Raw genomic sequence first — 23,228 nt, forward strand, 5'->3', positions numbered from 1 at the left:
CATCATCCGCGGCTGTCATGTCGCAGCCGCCTCGCAAGGTCTCGCTCGTCCTGAGCTACCAGTACCCCGGCAAGTACGCCTTCACCGTGCTCGCCGGCGCCGTGGAGGCGGACCCCGCGCTCGCGGACGTGTCACTGCACTTCCCTCGCAACCGCGAGGACCTGCTGACCACCGTGCGCGAGCGCGCGGACGCGGGCGACACCGTCGTCGCCGCGTGGTCCTTCTACTCCGCCAGCTTCGGCCCCTCCGTGGAGGAGCTGAGCTGGGTGCGCGAACGGCTGGAGGGCCGCGACGTCCTCTGCATCGCGGGCGGCGTGCACGCCACCGCCGAAACACTCCAGACGCTCCAGGCCGGCTTCGACCTCGTCGCCGTGGGCGAGGGCGAACACACCCTGCGCGCCCTCCTGGCCCGCGTCCTCGAGGGCGAGGACCCGCGCGCCACGCACGGCACCGCGCACCTCAAGGACGGCAAGCTCGTGCAGCACGGCCACGGCGAGGGCGTGCGCCTGGACGACTTCCCTCCGTTCGCCGCGAAGCACGTGAAGTTCGGCGCCATCGAGATCACCCGCGGCTGCATCTACGCCTGCCGCTTCTGCCAGACGCCCTTCATGTCCAAGGCGCGCTTCCGGCACCGCACCGTGGCCAACATCGCCCACTGGGCCCGCGAGCTGCGCCGCGCGGGACGGCGCGACCTGCGCTTCATCACCCCCACGTCCCTGTCCTACGGCACCCCCGACGAGACCGTGAACCTGGCCGCCGTGGAGGAGCTGCTCGCCGCCGTGACGGAGGCCATGGCCCCGGACGGGCGCATCTACTACGGCACCTTCCCCTCGGAGGTGCGCCCGGAGCACGTCACGCCGGAGTCCCTGGCGCTGCTCAAGCGCTACGTGGCCAACGACAACCTCATCATCGGCGGCCAGTCCGGCTCCGAGCGCATCCTCCAGGCCACCCGGCGCGGCCACGACGTGGAGACGGTGGTGCGCGCCGCGCGGCTCGCGGTGGAGGGCGGCTTCGTGCCCAACGTGGACTTCATCCTGGGCCTGCCCGGCGAGGAGCCCGCGGACGTGGACGCCACGCTGGACCTCATGCAGCGGCTGTCCGACCTGGGCGCCCGCGTGCACGGCCACACCTTCATGCCGCTGCCCGGCACGCCCTACCGCGACGCGGCCCCCGGCCGCCTGGATGAGCGCACCCAACAGCGGCTGGACTTCCTCGCGTCCCAGGGCCGCCTGTATGGCCACTGGAGGGCGCAGGGCGTGCTCGCGGAGGCCATCGCCGCTCGCAGACAGCCGCGCGCCCGCTAGCCGCACCCGTTACACTCCAGTGATGGCTGAACAGACGCCCTACTGGCTCCTCATCTCCGTGCTCTTCAGCTCCCAGCCCCTCACCCCTGCGCTGGCCATGACGCTGCACGAGGCCGCCTTCGAGCTGTACACGCGCGGCGAGGGCTCGCGCGAGGTGGCCGGCGATCTGCTCTCCGGCCGCGTGAACAACCTGCGCAAGGACGTGTCCCTGGGCGGCATCGCCGGGCCCGCCTTCGAGGCCGAAATCGAGACCGAGCGCGGCTCCGGCGTCGTCCGCTTCGTCCTCACCCGCCAGGGGCTGGAGATGATGAAGGCCCAGCCGCCGGCGGCCCCCAAGAAGCAGCAGTACCTCAACTGAGGAAGGGGCGGCCTGGCCGCCCGGCCGCTCCCGGTATGGCACCCCGTCACCACCTTGAGGACTCAAGGGAGGAATGACGGCATGGACCCCAAGGACGAATACCTCAAGAAGAGCGCCGGCATCCCGCTGGACCCCAGCAAGCAGAAGGACCCGGAAGAGCACGGCGACCGGGTGCCCGCGGAGGGGCGCGCCGAGGAGCTCAACGACATCACCGGGCAGAACGGCGGGCAGCGCACCGACGTGGATCAGCCCTGGAAGGACACGCGGCACCGGCACGACGGCGTCCGCGACCAGTACAGCGACGACAGCGACAAGAAAAAGCCCTGAGGTCTCCCCCAGGGCTTTGGTGAAGTCGATGCTGTGAAGGACGCCCTGGGGCGCGGGGACTACTCGCGGTCCAGGGACAGCTTCATGCCGCCCATGTGCAGGATGGACTGGGACATGGTCACCGCGGACATGGTGGCCAGGTCCTCGATGGCCTGCAGCTCCTCGCTCTTGGGCTCCGCGCCCGTCTGCGAGGCCGCGGCCTGCTGCTGGGTCTGGTTCGCCTGCGTGGGGGTGGCGCCCGCAGTGTACGTGCCCATCAGCGAGCCGTGCGGCGTGGCCCCCATCTGCGCCAGCGCCGAAGCCACCACCGACCCGCCCGTCACCTGCGCGCCCACCTTCGGCTGCGCGGCGGCGCCCGACATCAGCGAGCCGAAGCGGCTGCCCGACACGGAGGAGGGGGTGTTCGTCGTGGCCGGCTGCACCCGAGGACCGGAGAGAGACGTGATGCGGTTCATGGCGGCTCCCGTCAAAAGGCCCCGGTCTGCGCGGCACACCCGGAGGCGTGCCTGTGGGGCTTCAAGTTCGTTCTCTCCATTATCGCCCCAGCCCCGGGGAAGTTGCCTCTTTCGCCTCGCGAACGGCGAAGGCCGCGGAATCCCAGGGAATTCTCCCTGGAACGCCACGGCCTTCAGGCTTCGGGATGATCCGCCGGGCCTAGAACTGGTGGGCCTCGGTGGACTCGTGCAGGGCCAGGGTGCTGGCGTTGCCGCCGGAGATGACCTCGGCGACCTGGTCGAAGTAGCCGGTGCCCACCTCGCGCTGGTGGCGCGTGGCGGTGTAGCCGTGCTTCTCCGCGCCGAACTCCGACTGCTGCATCTCGCTGTAGGCCGCCATGCCGCGGTCCTTGTACTGACGGGCCAGCTCGTACATGGAGAAGTTCAGCGCGTGGAAGCCCGCCAGGGTGACGAACTGGAACTTGTAGCCCATGGCGCCCAGCTCACGCTGGAACTTCGCGATGGTGCTGTCGTCCAGGTTCTTCTTCCAGTTGAAGGACGGCGAGCAGTTGTACGCGAGCATCTTGTTGGGGAACTGCTTGCGGATGCCCTCGGCGAAGGCCTTGGCCTGCGCCAGGTCCGGGGTGCTGGTCTCGCACCACACCAGGTCCGCGTACGGCGCGTAGGCCAGGCCGCGCGCGATGGCGCACTCCAGGCCGCCCTTGATGCGGTAGAAGCCCTCGCCCGTGCGGCCCGCCGCCTTGTCGATGAAGGCGTGGTCGTACTCGTCCGCGTCGCTCATGAGCAGCTTGGCGCTGTCCGCGTCCGTGCGGGCCACGAGCAGCGTGGGCACGCCCATCACGTCCGCCGCCAGGCGCGCCGCGGTCAGCGTGCGCACGAAGTGGCTGGTGGGCACCAGCACCTTGCCGCCCATGTGGCCGCACTTCTTCTCGCTGGCCAGCTGGTCCTCGAAGTGCACGCCCGCGGCGCCCGCTTCGATCATGCCCTTCATCAGCTCATAGGCGTTGAGCGGACCGCCGAAGCCGGCCTCCGCGTCCGCGATGATGGGCGCGAACCAGTAGCGGTCGTTGCGCCCTTCGGCGTGCTCGATCTGGTCGGCGCGGCGCAGGGCGTTGTTGATCTTCTTCACCACGGAGGGGACGGAGTCCGCCGGGTAGAGGCTCTGGTCCGGGTACATCTGGCCGGCGTTGTTCGCGTCCGCGGCGACCTGCCAGCCGGACAGGTAGATGGCCTTGAGGCCCGCGCGCACCATCTGCACGGCCTGGTTGCCGGTGAGGGCGCCCAGCGCGTTGATGTAGTCCTCCGTGTGGAGCAGCTCCCAGAGGCGGCGGGCGCCCAGCTCCGCCAGCGTGTGGCTCACGCGGATGGAGCCGCGCAGCTTCTCCACGTCCTTTTCGGAGTAGTTGCGCTTGATTCCCTCGAAGCGCTGCGCATGGAGCTTCGCGTGAGGGGAGGCATCGGAAGTGGTCGGCGTCGCGTCGTACATGCCAGGACTCCTCGGGCTTGCAGTGAAGGGTGGAAAAGACTTCGTTGAAGCGGGTTGGAAAGCGTCAGGACTGAGGGTCGAGGGCCTCGTAGGCCGGCAGCGTGAGGAAGTCCTCGAAGGCGGGCGCGGTGGACAGCTGCTCGAAGAGGGCGCGGGACTTCTCCATGTGCGCCTGGCCGTAGCGCTCGACGGCGCCCTCGCGGCCCATCCGCGCCATCTCCTCCGCGAGCAGCGTGCGGAACAGCTCCGGCGTCACCTTGCGGCCGTCCTCCAGCGTGGCCTCGTGGTGGATCCACTGCCACACCTGGGCGCGGGAGATTTCGGCCGTGGCCGCGTCCTCCATCAGGTTGTAGAGCGGCACGCAGCCCAGGCCGCCCAGCCACGCGGCGGTGTACTGGATGCCCACGCGGATGTTGTGGCGCAGGCCCTCCTCCGTGCGCGTGCCGGAGGGCAGCTTGAGCAGGTCCGCTTCGGTGATGCGCACGTCCTCGCGCTTGTTGGCCACCTGGTTCGGGCCCTGCATCTGCGCGTCGAAGATTGCTTTCGCCACGGGGACCAGTCCGGGGTGCGCCACCCAGGTGCCGTCGTGGCCGTTCTTCGCCTCACGCAGCTTGTCCGCGCGGACCTTGGCCATCACCGCGTCGTTGGCGGCGGCGTCCCCCTTGATGGGGATGAAGGCGGCCATGCCGCCCATGGCGTGCGCGCCCCGGCGGTGACAGGTCTGGATGAGCAGCTGCGAGTAGGCGTTGAGGAAGCCCTTGTCCATGGTGACCTGACCGCGGTCGGGCAGCACCACGGACGCGTCGGACTGGAGCGTCTTGATGAAGCTGAAGATGTAGTCCCAGCGGCCGCAGTTGAGGCCGGCCGAGTGCTCGCGCAGCTCGTAGAGGATCTCATCCATCTCGAACGCGGCGGGCAGCGTCTCGATGAGGACCGTGGCCTTGATGGTGCCGCCCGGGATGCCCAGCTCGCTCTGGGCCAGGTGGAACACGTCGTTCCACAGCCGGGCCTCCAGGTGGCTCTGCATCTTGGGCAGGTAGAAGTAGGGGCCCGTGCCGCGCTTGAGCTGCTCGCGCGCGTTGTGGAAGAAGAACAGGCCGAAGTCGAAGAGCGAGCCGGAGATGGGCTTGCCGTCGATGCGCACGTGGCGCTCCGGCAGGTGCCAGCCGCGCGGGCGCACGAAGAGCACGGCGTGCTTCTCATTCAGCGCGTAGTGCTTCCCGTTCTCCGCCGTGAAGGAGATGGTCTTGCGAACGGCGTCGCGCAGGTTCAGCTGGCCGCGCACCACGTTGTCCCAGGTGGGGCTGTTGGCGTCCTCGAAGTCCGCCATGAAGACGCTGGCGCCGGAGTTGAGCGCGTTGATGATCATCTTGCGGTCCACCGGACCGGTGATTTCGACGCGCCGGTCCTGCAGGTCCGCGGGCACCGGAGACACGGTCCAGTCGCCCTTCCGGATGTCCGCCGTCTCCGGGAGGAAGTGGGGGCGCTCACCCTTGCGCCAGCCCTGCGCCACCTTCTTGCGCCGCTCCAGCAGTGCTTCCCGCCGTTCACCGAAGGTGCGGACCAGCTTCGCCACGAAGGCCATGGCCTCCTGCGTCAGCACCTCCGCGTAATCCGGATGCCAGGGGCCCTCCACGGTCACGCCGGGGCCGAAGGCCGGGGGATTCTGGGAGGTGCGCGCGTCCATGTCGGCTCCTGACGAGATGCGTTGTAAAAGCGGCTCAACGGGCTGAAAGATGTCCCTCCCGTCTAGGGAAGGGAAGCCTTGGTGAATTAGAAGCTGCTTGCCTGTAAGGCTGTCAACATCGCCGGGATTAAATCTGTAAATCCACTGACGCAGCCGGACAGAACCCCCCGGAATCACGACATTGGGGGGGCGGGCGCAATCGCGGGCGGTGGGGTCCGTAGGTAGGGATGGGACCCCATCGTGCCAAGCGGGGGCCTGACTGGGAGGTCACCTCATGGACGTCACGACACGCTGCAGGGCCTGTTCGAAGGAGCTGTCCGGGGAGGCGCAGCGCTGCCCGCACTGCCGTGCGCGGACGGTGCCGATGCACCGGGGCGAGGGGCGGGCGCTGCTGGGCGTCTGCTCGGCGCTGGCGCGCGAGCTGGGCGTGGACGTTTCGCTGGTGCGGGTGGCGTTCGTGCTGATGCTGTTCGCGTCCGCGGGGATGAGCGCGGCGCTCTACCTGCTGCTCTGGGCGTTCATCCCGGCGAAGGCCTACGGCCGGGCGCCGCTGCAGGGGACGCTGGACTGGGTGTCCAAGGTCGCGAACACGCCCGTGGACGACGACACGCCCCGCTGGGAGAAGCGCGTCTGACGGGGCAGCCGTCCCCCTGGCGCGTCGCGCTGCTAGACGCGCCAGACGCCGGCCACGGACTCCATGCGCTCGGCCACGCCGCGCAGGGCGTGCGTCATGCGCTGGGTGCCGTGCATGGCCTGGAGGGTGTCGTCCATCATCCGGGACAGGTCCGTGACGGCGGAGAAGATCTGCGCGATGCCGGCGTTCTGCTGGATGACGGCGGCGGCGATCTGCTGGGCCGCGGACGCGTTGTCCTGGATGATGTCCGTCAGCGCGCGCAGGCTCTGACCGCTCTCGCGCACCTGGGCCAGGCCCGCCTCGGAGCGGCGCTGGCCCTCCTCTGACAGCGCCACGGTGTCGCGGATGCCGCCGCGGATGGCGTCCAGGATGTCGCGCACCCGGTCGGTGGCCTGGATGGACTGGTCCGCCAGGGCCCGGATTTCGCGCGCCACCACGCCAAAGCCCTTGCCGTGCTCACCGGAGCGCGCCGCTTCGATGGCCGCGTTGAGCGCGAGCATGTTGGACTGGTCCGCCAGGTCCTTCACCGTCTGGGTGATGCCGCCAATCTGCTGCGTGCGCTCGTTGAGGGAGGAGATGCCCTCCGCCAGTCGCTCGCCGTGGTCGCGCAGCTGTTCGAAGCCGTCCAGGCTGGCGCCGAGCGCCGTCTGTCCGGAGCCGCCCGCTTCACGCGCCCGCTCCACCAGCGCGAGCACCGCCTGCGAGCGCTCCGCGGCCAGCTGAGAGGTCTGTTGGATTTCCCTCGCGGTGACCTGCGTCTCCTGGATGGCGGTGCCCTGCCGGATGAGGTTTCGCTCCTGCTGCTCGGTGGCCTCGGTGAGCTCGCCCACCGTCTGCCCCAGCACGCGGGTGGCCTGTTGGAGGCTCGTGGTGGACTCGCGCAGGTGGTCCATCATCCGGGAGAAGGCGGAGGCCAGCTCGCCCACTTCGTCCTGGTGGTCGTGGGCCTCCACCTTCTGGGTGAGGTCGCCCTCGCGCACCACGCGGGACACCAGCGCGCTCAGCGTGGCGATGGGCCGCGTCACCCCGCGCGCCAGGGCCCAGGCGGCCAGGACGGCCACCCCCAGGAGCGCGGCCCCCGCGAGCAGGCTGAGTTGCAGGAAGCGCCGCAGGGGCAGGAAGGCCTCGTCCGCTTCCATCGCCGCCACGAAGCGCCAGCCCTCGCCCGCGGCGAAGCGGTGGGCGGCGTCGTTGTGGGCCTCGGCCCGCACGGGGTTCGAAAGGCTCGGCGTGCCCTCGGCGCGGGCGCTGAAGAGGCTGGCGCCGTCCGGAGCGAGGATGGCCAGGGTGAAGCTCTTCTGGCCCCGGTCCTGGGCCCGCTTGAGCGCGCCCGCGACCACCTTCTCCAGCTGGCTCCAGTCATACGCGGCCAGGAGCACGCCCACCCGTGCGCCGGAGATGGGGCTGAGCACGGGCAGGGCCAGGGGCATCACGGCGCGGTCGAGGAACGGATCCTTCTTCGTGAGGGCGCCCGTGAGGACGCCAGCGTCCAGCCGGTCCTCCAGCGCGGTCTGGAACCAGGGCGCGGCGCGCACCTCCCGTTCGCGGCCGGCGAAGGCCTGGCGCAGCTCCGGCCGGCTCACGGAGACGGCGCGTCCGTCGGGGGTGAACAGGACCAGTCCGGCGAAGCTGGTGTGCCGGCCGTTCAGCGAGGCGAGCACCGCGTCGCTCTTGGCGTAGGTGTCGAAGAGGAGCGCGCCGCGCACGATGGCGTCCTCGGTCCACGCGCGGGCGTTCGCTTCGCGCTCGTGCAGCGAGGCTTCGATGAGGTCCTGCAGGCCGTCCGCCTCCACCTGGAGGACGCCGTGCACCTGCTGCTCCAGGTTGCGCCGGATGGTGTGGACGCCCGCTCCGATGGCGGGGACCAGGGCCGCGACGAGCAGCAGGCAGATCCACAGCGTGAGGCGGCCCCGCAACTTCAGTCCGGACAGCAGTCGCATGCAGGAGAACCCAGGTGGGGAACGGGAACGGTCGGTGTCACAGGTCGAGCAGGGACAGGCCCACGGTGAGCGCGCCGATGACCCGGGCGCCGTCGCGGACGGGGAGGGACACCTGGATGACGTAGGCCTGGGAGGACTCGTCGAAGAAGGGGGCCTCCTTCAGCGCGGGGCCGCCGCGGCCCTGGGCGTAGGTGAGGCGCCACTTGTCCTCGTCGCCCTGCCAGTAGTCGGACGTGCGCCGGCTGGCGCAGACGAGCGCGCCCTGATCATCCATGGCGAAGGCCTCCGCCATCGCCGGGCCCAGGTGCTCCCGCAGGCGGCGGAGCGCGCCCGTGCAGGGGCCGTCCAGCACGCGCTGCTTGTGGGGCGTGAGCGACGGGGTCGCCACCCATTCCGCGTCCAGCCCCTGGATGGTGGCGAGCGGCGTGCGGCGCGCGTTCTGGGCGCGCAGGGCGCGCACCACTTCGGGGTCCTCGGCCAGGCGCCGCAGGTGGGGCATCACGCTGTCCACCTTCTGGAGCTGCGCGACGCCGTCCGGTGGCAGCTGCCCCCAGGCCGCCAGCGCCAAACCCAGCCATTGCATGGACATCCAGGCGCCCCCAGGAGCCGTGAGAACGATTGAGAAAGTGTGTCACGGACCTGCTGGCGGCGTCACCCAGGCAGGCGTGATTTGAATAATTCAAGCTAAGCTTGTTTTCATCGGGTTCAGGGCAGACGGCATTGCACGGGCCTGTCTTCCTGCCTCCGTGCGCCGGGAGGGTCGGCCCTTGGCTTGAGGATGTCAGAGGTAGGGGGCATCCTTGCGCGCATGGGCGATGGAAACGGGAGTGGGAAGGGGAAGTCGGTGTCGTATGCCGTCCTGGAGGACGTGCCGCCGACGAAGGTGGGGGAGATCATCGAGGGAGAGCTGGTCGTCAGTCCCAGGCCTGCGTCGCCCCACGCGCGGGCGGCGTCGAAGCTCGGCGGGTGGCTGGATGGGCCATTCGACGAGGGCAGCAATGGGCCCGGTGGCTGGGTCATCCTGGATGAACCGGAGCTGCGCTTCGCGGGAACAGGGGATGCGCTGGTGCCGGACCTCGCGGGATGGCGCCGTGACCGCATGCCGCGCATTCCAAACACACCTGTCTTCTCCCTGGCTCCGGATTGGATCTGCGAGGTGTTGTCCCCGTCCACCTACCGCTGGGACCGGGGCCCGAAGATGCGCGTCTATGCGCGCGCGGGCGTGGAGTGGCTGTGGTTCATCGACCCGCTGGCGGAGGGGTTGGAGATCCACCGTCTCCAGGAAGGCCAGTGGCGCCTGCACGGGGTGCACCTGGGAAGTGGAACCGTGAATGCTGTTCCCTTCGATGCGGTGCCTCTGAACCTGAGCAGGCTCTGGAGCCGGTGAGGGCGCGGAGCGTTGGGGATCCAGCACCTCTCCGCCAATCTGTCCTGCCGCGGCGGCGCGGCGGTGTTAATCGCGCGGGACGTCGTTCCTTTTGCGCGGAGGCCGCACCGTGAGCACGAAGAATGTTCGCATCGAGAAGGACACCTTTGGCCCCATCGAAGTCCCCGCCGACCGGCTCTGGGGCGCGCAGACCCAGCGCAGCCGCCAGAACTTCGCCATCTCTTCCGAGCGCATGCCGACGGCGCTCGTGCACGCGCTGGTGCTGGTGAAGAAGGCCGCCGCGCTCGTGAACCAGGAGAACGGCTCCCTTCCCAAGGAGAAGGCCCAGGCCATCGTGAAGGCCGCGGATGAAGTGCTCGCCGGCCAGCACGACGAGGAGTTCCCCCTGCTGGTGTGGCAGACGGGCAGCGGCACGCAGACGAACATGAACTGCAACGAGGTGCTGGCCAACCGCGCCTCGGAGCTCCTGGGCGGCGAGCGTGGAGAAGGGCGCAAGGTCCACGCCAACGACGACGTCAACAAGGGCCAGAGCTCCAACGACGTGTTCCCCACCGCGATGAACGTGGCCGCCGTGGAGGCCGTGGTGAAGCAGGTGCTGCCGGAGCTGGGAGCCCTGCGCGACGTGCTCGCCCAGAAGTCCCAGGCCTTCCAGTCCATCGTGAAGATTGGCCGCACGCACCTGCAGGACGCGACCCCGCTCACCCTGGGCCAGGAGTTCAGCGGCTACGTGGCGCAGCTGGACCGCGCGAAGGGCCACATCGAGGCGGCGCTGCCACACATGCTGGAGCTGGCGCTGGGCGGCACCGCCGTGGGCACCGGCCTCAACGCGCCCCCGGGCTACGCCGAGCGCGTGGCGGCGGAGATCGCGAAGCTCACCGGCCACGCCTTCGTCACCGCGCCCAACAAGTTCGAGGCGCTGGCCGCCAACGACGCGCTGGTGCAGGGGCACGGCGCGCTCAAGGGCCTGGCGGCGGTGCTGTTCAAGGTGGCCAATGACATCCGCTGGCTGTCTTCGGGGCCGCGCTCGGGCATTGGTGAAATCAACATCCCGGAGAACGAGCCGGGCAGCTCCATCATGCCGGGCAAGGTGAACCCCACGCAGAGCGAGGCGCTCACCATGCTGTCCGCCCAGGTGATGGGCAACGACGTGGCCATCTCCCTGGGCGGCGCGTCCGGCAACTTCGAGCTCAACGTCTTCAAGCCGCTCATCATCCAGAACTTCCTGCAGAGCTGCCGCCTGCTCGCGGACGGCATGCGCAGCTTCCGCCTGAACTGCGCGGTGGGCATCGAGCCCAACCTCCCGCGCCTCCAGGAGAACCTCCAGCGCAGCCTGATGCTCGTCACCGCGCTCAATCCGCACATCGGCTACGACAACGCGGCGAAGATCGCCAAGACGGCCCACAAGCAGGGCAAGACGCTGAAGGAGGTGGCGGTGGAGCTGGGGCTCGTCACCGCCGAACAGTTCGACCAGTGGGTGCGCCCGGAGAAGATGACCGGGAACCTGTAGGTCGCCCCTTCCGTCAGCGCAGGGGTCGCACCCGGGGCTCCCGGAGGACTCTGGAGGCGGCCCGGGCTCGGACGGTGACCCGCATCCGAGGCTCGCGCCCAGGGCGAGAAGGTAGGTGGCCCATGCTCCCGGTGACGGCTTCAACCCCATGACATCCCCCGCTGACATGCAGCTCGCCCCAACGGTGGGTGCGTGCCGGCGAGGGATGTATTGGGGCGATGCCCGTCCCCAACGAGGGGACGCCGTTCGACTCGCGGTCAAGCGTGGGGCGGCGCACGGTCCGCCGCGCGCTTCAGGGGATGGGCAGGGCCCACAGCTCGCGGCCGGTGGCCTGCGTCCGCGCGGTGAAGAAGACGTGGCCTCCGGACACCACCATCCATCCTGGAGAGGAGGATTCGGGCCCCGGCTCGATGTCCGCGTAGCGCACCGTGCTCTGGACCGTACCGTCGGTGCGCCACAGCTCCAGGCCCGTCTCCGCGTCCCAGGCGGAGAAGAGGACGGGGCCTCCGGGTCTGCTCAGGACCAGCGGGGGAAGGGGAAGCAGGGGGGACTGGTCCACCAGGCGCGTCGTCAACAGGGGCTGGGTGCCGGCCTGCGTCCCATTCGTGCGCCAGAGGGTGTATTCGGGCCGGCTCTTCCCCGCCCAGAACAGCACGTGGTCATTCAGGACGGTGAGCCCGATGGGGCCCTGTTCGAGTGTGCCCAGTGATGCCGCCAGCTCCACGGTCCGCCCGTCGCTCTTCCACAGCTCCCAGACCTGTTCGGGGTAGCGGAACCGGGGGAACACGAGGCTGTCCCCCAGCACGACCCCCGTTTGATTGGAGGTGTAGGCGGTGTTGAAGAAGACCTCCGGGCTCACGGGCTCGGTGCCCTGGGGGGTGCCGTTGCTCTTCCAGAGCTGCAGCTCGCCGCTGGCCTGGGAGTGGGCGGTCATCCAGAAGAGCCACTGGTCTCCCACGACGGCGCCCGACCGGATGACGCCCACGCTTCCTCCGGGAGGCACCAGGTCGCTGACCTTCACCGTGCCGTCCGTCGTGCCGTCGCTCACCCAGAGCGCGCGGTGCGTCTCCGTGTCCCGTACGGAGAAGAAGACCCGTGCCCCCAGGCTGGCCAGCGGCACGGGCGGCTCCAACCCCAGCCCCGACCGCAGCCGCCGCGTCCCGTTCCGGGTTCCATCCGTCACCCAGAGCGCCCCTTCGGCCCCTTCCTGCACGCCGAAGAAGGCCCGGCCCCGCGCTTCCACCAGCTCCACGGCCGCGTCGCCATGCGCGCCCTTCGGGAGGTCCTGGTAGGGCGTCAGGTCCTCCGCGGTCTCGGTGGCGGGGTCATGGCGCCAGAGCCGGTACGGTGCGTCGTCCGCGGAGCTGACGCGGGCCGCGTAGAGCAGCTGGCCGTTGAGCGAGGTGAGCCGCTCGGGCGCCATGGAGGGATGGTTCCACCAGGGGCCCTGCACCATGCGGGTCCCCTCCCGGGTCCCGTCGCTGCGCCACAGCTGGTTGTTCGAAAAGGCGACGGGCGCGCGCTGGAAGTAGAGCGTCCCCGCCACGTCGATGGCCAACGTCTTGCCGTTGTAGGGCTCGAAGTCGAACAGCGACGGCTTGCCTCCAGCGGCGTCCTTCACGAGGAACGCGGGTCCCGCCCGTTGGATGGGAGGTTCCTCGGGAGGCGGCTGCTCCTTCTCGCCACAGCCCGCGCCCCACGTCAGCGCGCCTCCCAGCAATGCCCACAGCCAGCTCATCCTCCGCATGCATCCCCCTCGGGAACTGTTTTCGGCGCACCCTTTGCCATGAGCGGACGGCCCTCTTCAATCTCCGGGCCGCCCGGGGTCCGGCCCGGGCTGGCGAGGGGCAAGCGTGGGACAGCGCACGCTCCGGCAAGAAGGGGGGAGCGCGCGGGATGAGGGACGATTAGGGTACGGGGGCCATGAACGTCCCCTTCGTCATTGAGACCACGCACCGCGGCGAGCGGGCGTACGACCTCTACAGCCGTCTGCTCAAGGACCGCATCATCCTCCTGGGCACGCCCATCAACGACGATGTGGCCAACCTCATCGTCGCCCAGCTGCTGTTCCTGGAGTCCGAGGACCCGGACAAGGGCATCAACCTCTACATCAACTCGCCCGGTGGCTCCGTCACGGCGGCGCTCGCGATGTATGACACGATGCAGTACGTCAAGTGCCCCGTGTCCACCATCTGCGTGGGCCAGGCGGCCTCCGCGGGCGCGCTGCTGCTCCTGGCGGGCTCCAAGGGCAAGCGCTACGCCCTGCCCAACAGCCGCATCATGATCCACCAGCCGCTGGGTGGCGCGCAGGGCCAGGCGACGGACATCGACATCCAGGCGAAGGAGATCCTCCGCCTGCGCACGTACCTCAACGGCCTGTTCGTGAAGCACACGGGCCACACCATCGAGCGCATCGAGAAGGACACCGAGCGCGACTACTTCATGAGCGCCGAGGAGGCCCGGCAGTACGGCCTCATCGACGAGGTCGTGGAGCGCGCCTCGGGCGTGCCGGCGCCCAAGTAGTTTCCATTCCAGCAGGGACCGGAGGAGCAGGCCCCGTGCCGCTGCTCCGGGCAGGCATTCGACGGGTGGCGGCTTCGCAAGCCGCCCCACGGTGCAGCTTGACGGGTGCGTGTCCAACGTCTGGACATGCTGCCCCGCCTCCTCGCCGCCGCTCTGTTGCCTGCCCTCCTGGCGGGCGTGGGTTGTGCCACCGGTCCCACGGGTCGCCAGCCCGTGCCCCCCAGCTCCCAGTCGGTCCAGGAGGAGTTGGGGGAGCGCAACGTCGTCGACGCGGGCGCGGAGTACGCCCGGCAGAACGGCATGGTGCTGGCGGAAGCGGGCCAGGCGGTGCGGATCCGCCCCAACTACTGGCGGATCCGCTTCGCGCTCCCGGAGGAGGGCTCCGGGAAGTTCCTGGAGCTGGACTTCGACGAGCTGGCCCAGCGCGTGACGAGGGAGCGGGTCATCGACATCAACCCCTCCTTGCTGCCCATCCCCAGGACCTCCCTGCCCAGCGAATCGAGCCCCGCGACGGGCGGCTCGGGCCCCCAGTGAGGGCTACGGCCGCCGCGTGATGCGGTCGAGCGCGGGGGCCTGGCGCGGCGTGGCCTCCGAGCTCTCCGCGGCGAGGTGAGGGCCGGGGTCCGAATGCGTGTCGTCCCGTCGGAGGTGACGTGGCCGCTACCGGGCTCAGGCGCTCGCGGGCTCCCGGCACATCACCAGCTCCGCGGCGCCGCCCACGGCACCCCAGAGCACGGCCTCCTGGTCGAACAGGCGGCCCATGCGCAGGGCTTCATCGCGGGACAAGCCGGGGACGAAGAGGCTCTCCTCGGACCAGCGACGGTCCTCCGCAACGCCCACGGCGGACACGCTCAGGTGGCCTTGTGCTTCCAGCAGCGTGAGCAGCCGTTGCTGGAGGCGCGCGTTGGTGCGGAGCGGGCGCGCGTGCGCGCGGGGGTTCCACGCGGTGAGGAAGGCCCAGGTGGTGAAGCCGTGAGCCGCGAGCGCGGCGTCGAGCCCTGGATGCAAGGCAGCCACGCGCAGCACGTGCTTGCGGTCGCCGACGAGTGGATGCGGGCGCACGACGTAGCCCGTGGCCTTGAAGGCCCCGTGCAGCGCGGCCCGCCGTGCGTCACTCATGCGGCGTCGCGACCGCGGCTCCCGCACCCGGTGGATTGGGGACGGGAGTGGCCACGGCCGCGGGCGGTGCGTTCATCGCGGGAGGATTCACGCTCGTCGGCGCGGGCTGGGGCTTCGCGACCGCCGGATTCACGGTGGACGGTGCCGCCGGTGCGTTCGACTTCGTGGCCTGCGCGGCCTGCGGACTCACGGCCGCGGGCACCGGAAGCAGCGGCAGCGCCGGGTGTCCTTCCCGCAGCTTGGGCGGAATCTGGCTGGCCACGATGGGCGCCTCCTCCGCCGTCTTCCACGGACGGTCGGGCCACCAGCGCTCCATGGGCGGCGGCGCCAGCGCGAGGAAGTCCTGCCCGGGCCGGGGCGCGGTGATGCCCACGCCGTCGTGCTTCGCGGCCACCAGCGAGCGCTCAATCGGCTCCGTCCAGCCGTGGTACGCCAGCGTCACCAGGCCCCAGTGCACCGGCAGCATCAAGCGGCCCTGCACCAGCCGGTGGGCCAGCACCGCCTGCTCCGGCCCCAGGTGCCAGTCCGGCCAGCCCGCGCCGTACTGCCCCGTCTCAATCATCGTCAAATCGAACGGCCCCAGCTTCGCGCCAATCTCCTCCATCGCGGGGAACAGGCCTGTGTCGCCGGAGTAGTAGACGCGGTGCTGTGGCCCCACCAGCGCCCAGCCCGCCCACAGCGTCTTGTTCTGCTGGAGGAACCGGCCCGACGCATGCCGCGCGGGCGTGCACACGATGTCCAGCCCCTTCACCTTCGTGCGCTCCCACCAGTCCAGCTCCACGATGCGGTTGGCCGGCACGCCCCAGTATTCCAGGTGCTCGCCCACGCCCAGCGGCACCACGAACGTGGTGTCCCAGTCCTTCATCGCGTCGATGGTGGCGAAGTCCAGGTGGTCGTAGTGGTCGTGCGAAATCACCACCGCGTCGATGGGCGGCAGCGCGTCCAGCGCGATGGGCGCGGGGAACCAGCGCTTCGGGCCAATCCACCCCAGCGGCGACGTGCGCTCGCCCCACACGGGGTCGGTGAGCACGCGGTGCCCGTCCACCTCCACCAGCGTGGACGAGTGCCCCATCCAGGTGACGCGCAAGCCGTCCTCGGGCGGCGTGGCGAAGCGCTTCGGGTCGATGCGGTCCACCACCACCGGCATCCGGGGCGTGCTATCCGCGCTCGAGCTGAACAGGTCCGACAGCGTCCGCTCCCAGTTGTTCAGGATGGGCTGCGGGTTCTCGAACCCTCCGTCCAGCCACTGCGGCGAGCGCGTCATCCGCTCCAGCCGCGCCCCTTCCGGCACCTTGCCGAACGCACGCCAGCCGTCGATGACGACGACGAGCACCACGGCACCCAGCAGGAGCAGGCCCCATCCGAACAGGCGCAACAACCTGCCGCCCCAGGACGGCCTCTGGCCGTAGGAGGGAAAGGCCGTGCGGAAGGCCTTCTGTCGGGCCTTGTCCGCGGCCCGCATGGGTCCCGCGTTCATCCTCATCCCCGGACCCTGCTGGCTCAGGTGCACAGGTGTCAATGGGGAGACATCGCGCTACGCCCCGGTTTTTCCTGACTCCGGCGGCGTCGAGGAGGACCCGTGGCCGTTCGCCGCGCTACCGGGTCTGGGCCACGGCGTCCCGGATGGCCGGCCGCAGCTGCTGCTCCAGCGCCATGGCGAAGGCGACCACGCGTTCGACCTGGGTGACCTCCAGCTCCATGCCCAGGATGGCGTAGTAGCCGCTGTCGCGGTCCACCCACGGCGTGAAGCCGAACGCCCCGGGGGACGACACCGCGGCGCAGCCGGTGGACGGCGTGGCGCACTCCAGCCACGCGGTGAGGCCATAGCGGAACGGCAGCCCCACGTCCGCCATGGGCGAGCTGCCCACCTCGACGGTGTAGGGCTCGCGCGCCTGCGCCTCGAAGAGGGACTGGGACGCGTAGCGCGCGCCGTCCACGGTGATGCCCTGGTGGTACACGATGGCCAGGAGCTTCGCGTACTCGTCCATGGTGGCGCGCAGGCCGCCGGCGATGAGCGGGTTGGTGGTACCCAGGGTGTTGCGCGGGAAGGTGTAGTACGCGAGCGCCTCACTGGTGAGCCCCAGCGGCGTCTTCACCTGCTCCGCGAAGAGCTGCTTCCACTCCTTGCCGGTGAGCACCTCCGCCATCCGCGCGGCGACGTGCAGGTGCGTGGAGCCGTAGTCGAAGCGCGTGCCGGGCGGGGCCACCATCGCCGCGGCGGCGATTTGATCCACGCACTGGGCCAGCGTGATGCCGGACTGCGCGTTGCAGTTGGCGGTGGGATTCAGCCCGGAGGTGAAGGACAGCAGGTGGCGCAGGGTGATGGTGCCCTGGGCGCCCGTCCACCCGAGCACCTGGCCCGTGGTGGTGTCCAGCGACAGCACCCCTGCGTCCACCAGCCGGAACAGCACCAGGCCTGACACCATCTTGGACGCGGACGCGATGGCCACGCGGCGCGTGGGCTCGAAGTCGCCTTGGTTCTTCACGAAGACGCGGCGGTCCTGGGCGTCGTAGACGGCGAGCGACAGGCCCGGCACGCCCGCGTCCGCCACGGCCGCCGTGACGATGCCGTCCACGTTCGCCCACGGGTCCTGGCTTCCGGCGTCCACGGTGCCCGCGTCAACGGAGGTGCCCGCGTCCGGCGTCTCCAGCGCGCCGCCGTCGTCCGCGGGGCCTCCGGACGTGGAGGGGGCGCTCCCGCACGCGGTCAGGGTGAGGGTCAGCAGCAACGCGAGAAGATGGGGCACCAGGAGGCTCCTGAAGAGAGGGAGCCTCCTTCAACCCGCGCCGGGCGGAAGAGTTGCGGCGGGAAGTCGCCGTCAGGGCTCCGGCGGCACGACCTTGAACCCGCGCTGGAGCAGCGGGGCCAGCCGGTCCGTGAGGTCCCACGACTCCACCAGCCGGCCGTCGCGCAGCCGGTACAGCGAGTCCCCCTGGAACGTGAGCGGGCGGGACCTGCCGTCCGCGGTGGGCGGGCCCTGGGTGTCCGTGCCCGTCGCGCGCCAGCGCACCATCACCCAGTCGTCCTCCGCCATCACGTGGAGCAGCTCGAACTTCAAGTCCGGGAAGAGGGTGAACCCTGCTTCCGCCTGGGTGCGCACCACCTCCGGGCCGCGCAGGTCCTGGGGCGCGCCCTCGGAGCGGTCCACGTAGTCGGCCGCGATGTACTCCGGCAGGCGCTCCAGGCGCTTCTGGTTGTAGATCTCCTCGGTGAACAGGCGGGCGCGTGCCTTGTTGGATTCGCCCACCTGCCGGGCCCGTTCCGCCGGGGACACCGTCGCGCAACCGGTGAGCCCCACGAGCCCCAACACCACCCACGACGCACAGGTCCTCATGACGCGCGGGAATCTGCCGGGGCCGCACGGGCGCTGTCAGCCGCCGTGTCGTCGAACCGTTCACCGCCGGGCGCCAGCCGCCCCAGGCCGATGGGCGCCGCCAGGAGGGTGTCGGGAATCCCGAACGCGTCCACCAGCCCCACGGCATCCGGACGCAGCTCCTCGCACAGCTTCACGCGCTCCTTGCGGATGGCCTGGGCCTTGGGGCCCGTGAGCCAGCCGTGCTCCAGGAACCAGCCGCTGGCGGACTCCAGGCAGGACAGGCCGAAGAGGTCCGCCAGGCGCCCCAGCACCGGCTTGAGCGCTTCGTCCTTCACCTCCGCCACGCCGCGCAGGAACTGCTCCAGCACGATGCGCTCCACGCTCGCGTGCGCCAGGGCCAGCAGGTGCGCCTGCACCTGGTTGAAGGCCTCGAAGGCCTCCACGCCCGCGGTGAGCCGCTTGCGGATGCGCTTGGACACCGACGCGAGCAGGGCCTCCTCGCGGAAGCGCAGGGCGCGCAGCTGGAAGTCGCTGTCGCGCAGGTGGTCCGTGTCCGTGCGCCGGCCGGCGATGGGGTTCCGGTCCGTGAACACCGTGGCGGCCTGGTCCACGATGAGGCGCAGCACGGCGAAGACGCGGTCGTCCTCGAAGCGCTGGCGGTAGCCCGTGAGCAGGCCCTTGGCGACCAGCTGCATGAGCACGGTGTTGTCGCCCTCGAACGTGGTGAACACGTCCGTGTCCGCCTTGAGCGACGCGAGCCGGTTCGCGGTGAGGTAGCCCTGGCCGCCGCACGCCTCGCGGCACTCCTGGATGGTGGCGGTGGCGTTCCAGGACGCGTAGGCCTTGAGGCCCGCGGCGAGCGCCTCCACCTCGCGCGCGTCGTCCTCCGTGCGGTGGACGTAGCGGTCCACCAGGTACTCCAGCGCGAAGTCCACCGCGTACGCCTTGGCGACGAGCGGCAGGAGCCGCAGCTGGTGCACCTGGTGGTCCAGCAGGCGCACCTCGGGAGCGCCCTGGGGGCCGAACTGGCGGCGCAGGTCGCCGTAGCGCACGGCGATGGTCAGCGCGCTCTTGGCCGCGCTCAACGACGCGCACGCCACGCTCACGCGGCCCGCCACCAGCGCGCCCAGCATGGTGAAGAAGCGCTTGGAGTCGCCGGTGATGGAGGAGGTGTACTCGCCTCCTTCCGTCACCTGTCCGTAGCGGTCGAGCAGGTTGTCGCGCGGGACGCGCACGTGGTCGAACCACAGCCGGCCGTTGTCCACGCCGTTGAGGCCCATCTTGTCGCCGCAGTCCTCGATGCGGATGCCCGGCAGGACCTTGCCGTGCTCATCGCGCAGCGGGACGAGCAGCGCGTGCACGCCCAGCCGCTCCCCGTCCACCTCCAGCTGCGCGAACACGGTGGCGATGCGCGCGTGGCGGGCGGCGTTGCCAATCCACTCCTTGCGCGCGGTCTCCGACGGCGTGTGGAGGACGAACTCGCCCGTGGCCGCGTCGTAGCGGGCCACCGTCTCGCAGTCGCGCACGTTGGAGCCGTGGCCCAGCTCGCTCATCGCGAAGCAGCCGGGCAATTCCAGCGAGGCGACCCGGGGCAGGTACTGCTGGTGGTGCCGCTTCGTGCCCAGGAACAGGATGCTGGAGCCGAACAGGCCGAAGTGCACCCCCGCCTTGATGACGAGGCTCAGGTCGAAGAAGGCCATCGTCTCGAACGCGGCGATGAACGCGCCCAGGTCGCCGCCGCCCTCGCGGCCCTTGGGGAAGGCGAGCTGGCCCAGGCCGTCATTGGCCAGGTGCTTGAGCCAGTCGAAGACCTGGTCGCGGTACGCGGTGGTGCCGAGCCCTTCCTTGTAGCGGAAGTCCGCGTCCTCCAGCCAACCGCGCACCTGCTGGCGCACGTTCGAGTAGGTGCGCTCCAGCACGGCCGTCATCGCCACGGGGTCGAAGGACGCCGCATGCGAGCGGGGCTCCGCCTTGGGGACGCGGGACGCCTTGGGCACCAGTGAGCGCACCGCCTCCTTTCCGTCCACGCCCAGGGTGGCCTCGATGGAGGCCAGGGCCCTGGCCAGCTCCGCGGGCGGGATGTTCAGGGGGGCTTCGCCCGCGAGCGCCTGGGCCAGCTGCACGCCCAGCTCCGCCAGGTTCTGCTGTTGGCTGGTGGCCAGCTTCTCCGCGGTGGCGCGGATGTGCTCACGCACCAGGGCCAGCTCGCGGGGCGGGGGCGGACGCAGCGGATCCACCCAGAGGGCCAGGACGGAGCTGGACCTGAGGTCCAGCCAGGGCTGGGAGCGGGCGGCGGCGCCCAGGGCGCGGAGCTCGTCGCCCGTCAGCTCGCCGTCCGTCCAGGCGACGTACAGCATGGGGACCAGCGGGGCGAGGCTGGAGAGGGACAGGAGCTCCCGTGCGGAGGGGCGGGATGGGGCGTCGAGCATGCGGACTCTCCAGACGAGGGAACGGAAAGAAGGCCAGTGTCGCCACGCTGAAAGGCTCCGGCAACGATGGAATGGGGTCCTGTTCACCGGCGGGAGCGGGAGGTGGGCGGTGACTCCCGGGGGAGGGCAGTCGTCCCTACGTTGCTGGGACCATGAGCGAGCTTACGGACGAGTTGCTGCCCCAGCCGGGGGCGCATGGGTTCGACAGCGGCGATGAGACGCGCAAGCACGAGATGCAGGGCCCGTTCGAGCTGCCACCGGGACCCGAGGGCTTCTCGTTCGCGCTCTACCAGGCCACGGGCGTAGGGCTGTCACCGGGGCACCGGATGCACCTCTTGGCGAACAGCCAGGTCTTCGACCGGATGTTGGAGGACATCCGCGCGGCGAAGCACAGCGTGCACATGCTCGTCTACATCTGGCGGCCGTGTGAGCTGTCGGACCGGTTCGTGGAGGCGCTGATTGAGCGCTCGCGCGCGGGCGTGCAGTGCCGCGTGGTGGTGGATCCGGTGGGCAGCGAGGAGACGACGGGGGACAAGGACTTCGATCAGCAGATCGAGAAGCGCCTGACGGACGCGGGCGTGGAGGTGCACTACTACCGGCTGCTGGCGGGCAAGGTGCTGGGGCGGCTGCTCAGCCGGTCGCACCAGAAGATCGTCGTGGTGGACGGGCGCGTCGCGTACACGGGCGGCTTCGGCATCTGGAAGGTGTGGGAGGGGGACGGGCTGAAGGAGGACAACTGGCGCGACACGCACATCCGGGTGGAGGGGCCGGAGGTGGGGCGCATCCAGGTGACGTTCGCCAAGCACTGGATTGAGTCGGGCGGAGGGTTCCTGCCGCGCGAGTGTTTCCCGAAGCTGGAGGCGGACGGAGGCGGGTGCGCGGCGTTCATCGACAGCTCCGGGCGGTTGGGCATCACCGAGGCGGAGCGGATGGTGCGCCTGGTGGTGGCCGCCGCGACGAAGCGGCTGTGGATCGCCAATGCGTACTTCACGCCGCCCAACGACATCCTGGAGCAGCTGGAGGTGAAGGTCCGTCAGGGCGTGGACGTGCGGGTGATGGGCCCGGGGCCGATGCACGACGTGCCGGTGGTGCGCGCGTCGCAGCGGTCCACGTACGAGCGGCTGTTGGCGGCGGGGGTGCGCATCTGGGAGTACCAGCCGGCGATGTTGCATTCGAAGACGATGCTGGTGGATGACTGGCTGTGCGTCGTGGGCTCCACGAACCTGGATTCACTGTCGCTCAACAAGTTGAGCGAGGGCTCGCTGGTGTTCGAGGACCGGGAGATCGCTGCGAAGCTGGAGGCGTGCTGGGAGAAGGACGTGCGGCACTCGAAGGAGATTTCCCTGGAGAACGGCGGCCGGACGAATCCGTGGCGGAGGTTCGCGCGGCGGGCCACGCAGTGGGCGGGGCACGACCGGTAGGCTTCAGCGGTGGGAGGTGACGCCCTCCTGCCGGCAGTATTGGAGGACAGGGCAGGTGGAGCACTTCGGGCGGGAGCCGGTGCACACGTGTTTGCCAAAGGGGACGAGGAGCCGGTTGAGTTCCACCAGTAGGGCCGGGGGAGCACGGCTTCGAGCGCGGCGAGGGTGCGCTCCGGAGTGGAGGCCTTCACGTAGCCCCAGCGGTTGGTGACGCGGTGGACATGGATGTCCACGCTGATGACCTCATGGCCGCAGGCGATGCCGAGCGCCAGGTGCGCGCACTTGGGGCCCACGCCCTTGAACGACTGGAGCACGTCCGGATCCGCGGGGAGCTGGCCGTTGAACTCGTCGCGCGTGCGCACGGCGATGGCGTGGACCTGGTGGGCCTTGCCTTCGTGGAAGGTGACGGGGCGGATGAGGGCGTCGATTTCTTCCGGAGTGAGGCGCGCGAGAGCTTCGGGCGTGTGCGCGCGGGAGAGGAGGCGGAGGGAGGCGGGGAGGCTGACCTCATCGAGCGTGCGGATGGAGAGGATGCACGCGATGAGCTGTTCGAAGAGGGAGCCGTGGCCTTTCGCGGCGAGCTCGAACATGGCGGCGTCCGCGAAGGAGCGGACTTCGTGGCGCACGCGACGGAGGACCTCTTCGATGTCGAACGGGAGCGTGTCCGTGTCTGACGGAGCCGCGTGCACGGCGCGGGCGCTCTGGGTGCGCGGCGCCCGCCGTGGCCCTGTCGTCGTCTGCTTCTTGACCGCCATGCGGGCCTCCTGACCTGGGAAGTTGGGTCCGGAGGACGTGACGGGCCGGGCGTACTTGCCGGGCCGGTGGGCGGTCAGGCGGGCGGGGGCAGGTTCATCGCGTACCAGCGGTCGCAGCCGAAGTGGCCGGTGCGGCCCATGGGGGCGCAGAGTGGTTCGAAGCCGACCTTGCGGTAGAGCTTCTGGGCTTGATCCATGCCCGCCAGCGTCTCCAGGTAGCACTGCCGGAAGCCGGCGCTTCGCGCGAACTCCAGACAGTGTCTCAACAAGCGCTCGCCCATGCCGTGGCCCCGGGCCGTGGGCAGGAAGTACATCTTTCGCAGCTCGCAGACGTCCGGCGCTCCTCCGTCCAGCGGCGCGATGCCCGCGCCTCCCACCACCTGGCCCCCATGCTCCACCACGAAGTACATGTGCCGGGGACGGCTGTAGGCCGCCGTCATCGCGTTCACCTCCGGGTCGTGGATCGCGAACCCCGGACCGTCCGCTCCGAACTCCGGCATCACCGCGCGGATGACCGCCGCCATCGCCGCGTCGTCCCGGGCCTCGATGGGCCTCAACGTCAGTTCCGTGCTCATGACC

The 23,228-nt window shown here is 70.3% G+C and carries 22 protein-coding genes and 1 pseudogene; 9 read left to right on the top strand and 14 right to left on the bottom strand.

The genetic code is table 11. The features are described from left to right. The first annotated feature begins 17 nt into the window (after window positions 1-17). From D7W82_RS05480 to D7W82_RS05490, 3 genes are all read left to right on the top strand, one after another. Window positions 18-1,304, top strand: coding sequence for a TIGR04013 family B12-binding domain/radical SAM domain-containing protein (locus D7W82_RS05480; RefSeq protein WP_120617321.1), 1,287 nt, complete (start codon window positions 18-20; stop codon window positions 1,302-1,304). Window positions 1,305-1,326: 22 nt separating this feature from the next. Beyond that, entirely contained in the window at window positions 1,327-1,662 is a 336-nt protein-coding gene (locus D7W82_RS05485; RefSeq protein WP_120617322.1) for a hypothetical protein, read from the top strand. A gap of 81 nt (window positions 1,663-1,743) precedes the next feature. After that, entirely contained in the window at window positions 1,744-1,989 is a 246-nt protein-coding gene (locus D7W82_RS05490; protein WP_120591206.1) for a hypothetical protein, read from the top strand. A 59-nt stretch (window positions 1,990-2,048) separates the two neighbouring features. Here D7W82_RS05490 and D7W82_RS05495 read toward each other — a convergent pair whose 3' ends face one another. The 3 genes from D7W82_RS05495 to aceB form a co-directional block, all read right to left on the bottom strand. Then, the gene (locus D7W82_RS05495) at window positions 2,049-2,444 is read right to left on the bottom strand and encodes a hypothetical protein (protein WP_128799439.1); all 396 of its coding nucleotides are present in this window, start codon (window positions 2,442-2,444) and stop codon (window positions 2,049-2,051) included. 199 nt (window positions 2,445-2,643) lie between these two features. Next, the gene (gene aceA / locus D7W82_RS05500; RefSeq protein WP_120617324.1) at window positions 2,644-3,930 is read right to left on the bottom strand and encodes an isocitrate lyase; all 1,287 of its coding nucleotides are present in this window, start codon (window positions 3,928-3,930) and stop codon (window positions 2,644-2,646) included. A 64-nt stretch (window positions 3,931-3,994) separates the two neighbouring features. Continuing rightward, the gene (gene aceB / locus D7W82_RS05505; protein WP_120617325.1) at window positions 3,995-5,617 is read right to left on the bottom strand and encodes a malate synthase A; all 1,623 of its coding nucleotides are present in this window, start codon (window positions 5,615-5,617) and stop codon (window positions 3,995-3,997) included. A 274-nt stretch (window positions 5,618-5,891) separates the two neighbouring features. Here aceB and D7W82_RS05510 point away from each other — a divergent pair, with 274 nt between their 5' ends. Beyond that, the gene (locus D7W82_RS05510; RefSeq protein ID WP_014399816.1) at window positions 5,892-6,251 is read left to right on the top strand and encodes a PspC domain-containing protein; all 360 of its coding nucleotides are present in this window, start codon (window positions 5,892-5,894) and stop codon (window positions 6,249-6,251) included. Between the two features lie 32 nt (window positions 6,252-6,283). Here the strand turns inward: D7W82_RS05510 and D7W82_RS05515 are convergent, their stop codons facing one another. After that, window positions 6,284-8,191 carry a methyl-accepting chemotaxis protein gene (locus D7W82_RS05515; protein ID WP_120617326.1) on the bottom strand — a complete coding sequence of 636 codons (1,908 nt, stop codon included), beginning with the start codon at window positions 8,189-8,191 and terminating at the stop codon, window positions 6,284-6,286. 37 nt (window positions 8,192-8,228) lie between these two features. After that, window positions 8,229-8,780 carry a PDC sensor domain-containing protein gene (locus D7W82_RS05520; protein ID WP_171422989.1) on the bottom strand — a complete coding sequence of 184 codons (552 nt, stop codon included), beginning with the start codon at window positions 8,778-8,780 and terminating at the stop codon, window positions 8,229-8,231. Window positions 8,781-9,035: 255 nt separating this feature from the next. On the opposite strand from D7W82_RS05520, the gene D7W82_RS05525 reads away from it, so the two are divergent. Together D7W82_RS05525 and fumC are read left to right on the top strand one after the other, a co-directional pair. Next, window positions 9,036-9,578 (top strand): Uma2 family endonuclease, encoded by a 543-nt coding sequence (locus D7W82_RS05525; RefSeq protein WP_304988720.1) that lies wholly within the window; start codon window positions 9,036-9,038, stop codon window positions 9,576-9,578. Window positions 9,579-9,687: 109 nt separating this feature from the next. After that, entirely contained in the window at window positions 9,688-11,085 is a 1,398-nt protein-coding gene (gene fumC, locus D7W82_RS05530; RefSeq protein ID WP_120617357.1) for a class II fumarate hydratase, read from the top strand. Between the two features lie 292 nt (window positions 11,086-11,377). Here the strand turns inward: fumC and D7W82_RS05535 are convergent, their stop codons facing one another. Then, the gene (locus D7W82_RS05535) at window positions 11,378-12,823 is read right to left on the bottom strand and encodes a hypothetical protein (RefSeq protein WP_158617594.1); all 1,446 of its coding nucleotides are present in this window, start codon (window positions 12,821-12,823) and stop codon (window positions 11,378-11,380) included. A gap of 185 nt (window positions 12,824-13,008) precedes the next feature. Here D7W82_RS05535 and clpP point away from each other — a divergent pair, with 185 nt between their 5' ends. Both clpP and D7W82_RS05545 read left to right on the top strand, forming a co-directional pair. Further along, window positions 13,009-13,608 (top strand): ATP-dependent Clp endopeptidase proteolytic subunit ClpP, encoded by a 600-nt coding sequence (clpP, locus tag D7W82_RS05540; protein ID WP_014399808.1) that lies wholly within the window; start codon window positions 13,009-13,011, stop codon window positions 13,606-13,608. 213 nt (window positions 13,609-13,821) lie between these two features. Further along, window positions 13,822-14,142 (top strand): hypothetical protein, encoded by a 321-nt coding sequence (locus D7W82_RS05545; protein ID WP_233587316.1) that lies wholly within the window; start codon window positions 13,822-13,824, stop codon window positions 14,140-14,142. A 135-nt stretch (window positions 14,143-14,277) separates the two neighbouring features. On the opposite strand, the gene D7W82_RS05550 is transcribed toward D7W82_RS05545, so the two are convergent. From D7W82_RS05550 to D7W82_RS05570, 5 genes are all read right to left on the bottom strand, one after another. After that, window positions 14,278-14,727 (bottom strand): DUF3293 domain-containing protein, encoded by a 450-nt coding sequence (locus tag D7W82_RS05550; RefSeq protein ID WP_120617330.1) that lies wholly within the window; start codon window positions 14,725-14,727, stop codon window positions 14,278-14,280. Next, a complete protein-coding gene (locus tag D7W82_RS05555; protein WP_304988721.1) occupies window positions 14,720-16,204 on the bottom strand; it encodes an MBL fold metallo-hydrolase in 1,485 nt (494 codons plus the stop codon). The genes D7W82_RS05550 and D7W82_RS05555 overlap by 8 nt, the downstream gene beginning before the upstream one ends. 118 nt (window positions 16,205-16,322) lie before the next feature. After that, a complete protein-coding gene (locus D7W82_RS05560; protein ID WP_233587317.1) occupies window positions 16,323-17,474 on the bottom strand; it encodes a serine hydrolase in 1,152 nt (383 codons plus the stop codon). A gap of 72 nt (window positions 17,475-17,546) precedes the next feature. Then, entirely contained in the window at window positions 17,547-18,062 is a 516-nt protein-coding gene (locus D7W82_RS05565) for an ester cyclase (RefSeq protein WP_120617331.1), read from the bottom strand. Beyond that, window positions 18,059-20,473 (bottom strand): acyl-CoA dehydrogenase, encoded by a 2,415-nt coding sequence (locus D7W82_RS05570; protein ID WP_120617332.1) that lies wholly within the window; start codon window positions 20,471-20,473, stop codon window positions 18,059-18,061. The genes D7W82_RS05565 and D7W82_RS05570 overlap by 4 nt, the downstream gene beginning before the upstream one ends. Before the next feature lie 152 nt (window positions 20,474-20,625). On the opposite strand from D7W82_RS05570, the gene D7W82_RS05575 reads away from it, so the two are divergent. Then, window positions 20,626-21,894 carry a phosphatidylserine/phosphatidylglycerophosphate/cardiolipin synthase family protein gene (locus D7W82_RS05575; protein ID WP_120617333.1) on the top strand — a complete coding sequence of 423 codons (1,269 nt, stop codon included), beginning with the start codon at window positions 20,626-20,628 and terminating at the stop codon, window positions 21,892-21,894. A gap of 3 nt (window positions 21,895-21,897) precedes the next feature. Here the strand turns inward: D7W82_RS05575 and D7W82_RS42520 are convergent, their stop codons facing one another. The 3 genes and pseudogenes from D7W82_RS42520 to D7W82_RS05585 form a co-directional block, all read right to left on the bottom strand. Then, window positions 21,898-22,020: a hypothetical protein gene (locus D7W82_RS42520; protein ID WP_370450939.1), complete on the bottom strand. Its 123-nt coding sequence runs from the start codon at window positions 22,018-22,020 to the stop codon at window positions 21,898-21,900. A 71-nt stretch (window positions 22,021-22,091) separates the two neighbouring features. Next, window positions 22,092-22,649: pseudogene (gene nth / locus D7W82_RS41355) on the bottom strand (endonuclease III); the annotation flags it as partial. Window positions 22,650-22,723: 74 nt separating this feature from the next. Beyond that, window positions 22,724-23,224, bottom strand: coding sequence for a GNAT family N-acetyltransferase (locus D7W82_RS05585; protein ID WP_120617360.1), 501 nt, complete (start codon window positions 23,222-23,224; stop codon window positions 22,724-22,726). Between the last annotated feature and the right edge of the window lie 4 nt (window positions 23,225-23,228).

The organism is Corallococcus sp. CA049B (genome assembly GCF_003611685.1).
GTDB lineage: Bacteria > Myxococcota > Myxococcia > Myxococcales > Myxococcaceae > Corallococcus > Corallococcus coralloides.

What these genes read in the sequence shown, in the direction of transcription:
- D7W82_RS05495 (WP_128799439.1), bottom strand. Translation starts at nt 2,444, where the DNA reads ATGAACCGCATCACGTCTCTCTCCGGTCCTCGGGTGCAGCCGGCCACG.
- D7W82_RS05480 (WP_120617321.1), top strand. Translation starts at nt 18, where the DNA reads ATGTCGCAGCCGCCTCGCAAGGTCTCGCTCGTCCTGAGCTACCAGTAC.
- clpP (WP_014399808.1), top strand. Translation starts at nt 13,009, where the DNA reads ATGAACGTCCCCTTCGTCATTGAGACCACGCACCGCGGCGAGCGGGCG.
- D7W82_RS05555 (WP_304988721.1), bottom strand. Translation starts at nt 16,204, where the DNA reads ATGAACGCGGGACCCATGCGGGCCGCGGACAAGGCCCGACAGAAGGCC.
- aceB (WP_120617325.1), bottom strand. Translation starts at nt 5,617, where the DNA reads ATGGACGCGCGCACCTCCCAGAATCCCCCGGCCTTCGGCCCCGGCGTG.
- D7W82_RS05535 (WP_158617594.1), bottom strand. Translation starts at nt 12,823, where the DNA reads ATGAGCTGGCTGTGGGCATTGCTGGGAGGCGCGCTGACGTGGGGCGCG.
- D7W82_RS05575 (WP_120617333.1), top strand. Translation starts at nt 20,626, where the DNA reads ATGAGCGAGCTTACGGACGAGTTGCTGCCCCAGCCGGGGGCGCATGGG.
- D7W82_RS05520 (WP_171422989.1), bottom strand. Translation starts at nt 8,780, where the DNA reads ATGTCCATGCAATGGCTGGGTTTGGCGCTGGCGGCCTGGGGGCAGCTG.
- D7W82_RS05550 (WP_120617330.1), bottom strand. Translation starts at nt 14,727, where the DNA reads ATGAGTGACGCACGGCGGGCCGCGCTGCACGGGGCCTTCAAGGCCACG.
- D7W82_RS05585 (WP_120617360.1), bottom strand. Translation starts at nt 23,224, where the DNA reads ATGAGCACGGAACTGACGTTGAGGCCCATCGAGGCCCGGGACGACGCG.
- D7W82_RS05515 (WP_120617326.1), bottom strand. Translation starts at nt 8,191, where the DNA reads ATGCGACTGCTGTCCGGACTGAAGTTGCGGGGCCGCCTCACGCTGTGG.
- D7W82_RS05565 (WP_120617331.1), bottom strand. Translation starts at nt 18,062, where the DNA reads ATGAGGACCTGTGCGTCGTGGGTGGTGTTGGGGCTCGTGGGGCTCACC.
- aceA (WP_120617324.1), bottom strand. Translation starts at nt 3,930, where the DNA reads ATGTACGACGCGACGCCGACCACTTCCGATGCCTCCCCTCACGCGAAG.
- D7W82_RS05490 (WP_120591206.1), top strand. Translation starts at nt 1,744, where the DNA reads ATGGACCCCAAGGACGAATACCTCAAGAAGAGCGCCGGCATCCCGCTG.
- D7W82_RS05510 (WP_014399816.1), top strand. Translation starts at nt 5,892, where the DNA reads ATGGACGTCACGACACGCTGCAGGGCCTGTTCGAAGGAGCTGTCCGGG.
- D7W82_RS05570 (WP_120617332.1), bottom strand. Translation starts at nt 20,473, where the DNA reads ATGCTCGACGCCCCATCCCGCCCCTCCGCACGGGAGCTCCTGTCCCTC.
- D7W82_RS05485 (WP_120617322.1), top strand. Translation starts at nt 1,327, where the DNA reads ATGGCTGAACAGACGCCCTACTGGCTCCTCATCTCCGTGCTCTTCAGC.